At 54.4% G+C, this 1315-nt stretch carries 3 protein-coding genes; 2 read left to right on the top strand and 1 reads right to left on the bottom strand.

What is annotated here, in order from left to right:
- The first annotated feature begins 182 nt into the window (after positions 1-182).
- Both ABRP93_RS11600 and ABRP93_RS11605 read left to right on the top strand, forming a co-directional pair.
- Positions 183-356 (top strand): hypothetical protein, encoded by a 174-nt coding sequence (locus tag ABRP93_RS11600; RefSeq protein WP_349853822.1) that lies wholly within the window; start codon positions 183-185, stop codon positions 354-356.
- A 69-nt stretch (positions 357-425) separates the two neighbouring features.
- Entirely contained in the window at positions 426-1019 is a 594-nt protein-coding gene (locus ABRP93_RS11605; RefSeq protein WP_349868771.1) for a replication protein RepA, read from the top strand.
- A gap of 54 nt (positions 1020-1073) precedes the next feature.
- Here the strand turns inward: ABRP93_RS11605 and ABRP93_RS11610 are convergent.
- The coding region (locus ABRP93_RS11610; protein ID WP_349888021.1) for a hypothetical protein at positions 1074-1315 on the bottom strand (242 nt) is incomplete at its 5' end.

Genomic DNA, 1315 nt, shown 5'->3' on the forward strand with positions numbered 1-1315 from the left:
AACTCACAATGAACATCCTCTCCTACGGACACAAGATCCGTACTAATAGGGTGTCCACTAAACGAGGGTAACCTCACTCGGGATGGTCAGCCCCGTCGATTTCGAGAACCACATCACCCAAACCAAAAACGAAGAAAAAATAGCTGCCTAACCACGAGGTAGCTCTACTACGTGTCCACGATTTGCGGGCAACCCCACGCGCCAAGCTCGAAGCGGTCAAAGAACTAGCCCGCCGGCAAGAATACGACGCCACACAAGAACTCCTCCAAACCCAAGACGTCGGCTACACCTCCAAACTCTTCGTCCAAGCGCTCTTCCCTTACCGCAAAACCGAGGGAAACAACCGCACCGTCTAAACCCCACAGGGAACAATCACCATTCTTTCCCAACGCGGAGTCCCCTACGGCAAGTACCCGCAGCTCATCATGGCCTACATCATCACCCGCGCCGTAGCTAATGCTAGACGCCTCAAAGAAGGCAAAAGCACCCATGAAGAAGCCCTACGCATCCCGCTAGACCATTCAATGAGCCACTTCCTTCAAGCAATCGGCGTCACCGGACGCGGCACCGGAGGAGCAACCGGAAACCTAAGAAATATCCGCGAACAACTCCTACGCATCGCTGGCTCTTTCATCACTGTCCAAAGCGGCGACGGGGTTCACGCACGGGGTCGCAACACCCAAAGTCTCGAAGACTGGAATCTCTGGTTCGACCCACGCGATCCTAACCCGGGCAGCTTCATGGAATCAGAACTTGTCCTCACTCCCCAGTTCTTCAAGCACATTGCCGAAGCACCCATTCCCATCGACCTCAATGTACTGCGCGAGCTCAACAAACCACGAGCAATGGACCTTTATCTCTGGCTCACGGTAAAGCAGTACTGGCTGGCGAAAAACAACCGCGACGCCTACACTTTCACCTGGGACTTGATCGCCGCAAACTTCGCCACCAAGATTCTACGAACAGGCCAAGACTGGGCACACTTCCGCGCTGAGATTAAAAAGCCATTGTTGAATTAACGATGGTGTGGCCCGCTGCAGGAATTGAAGCCAGCACCGACGGTGTTACAGTCACTAAAACCTCCCCATCAGTTCAGCAGAAGCCACCGCGCCCCGAACTCGACTAAACCAAACACAGAGAAATAGCGCCCTCTGGGGCGCTTTCTTTTTGCCTAAAACAGCTTGCGCATATTTACCGATACCGGGCTGGCTATCCACAGGGGTTTGCCGGACCTGACCCCCCCAGATGGTGGACACCTTGAAACCAGCATCTCGCTGGGGAAGTGAGGTACCTTTCCACCATGCCACGCAAGACC

The organism is Corynebacterium sp. KPL2850 (genome assembly GCF_040225855.1).
Taxonomy (GTDB): domain Bacteria; phylum Actinomycetota; class Actinomycetes; order Mycobacteriales; family Mycobacteriaceae; genus Corynebacterium.

Excerpts from the sequence above, each read along its gene's own strand:
- ABRP93_RS11605 (WP_349868771.1), top strand. The coding sequence starts at position 426 with ATGGCCTACATCATCACCCGCGCCGTAGCTAATGCTAGACGCCTCAAA.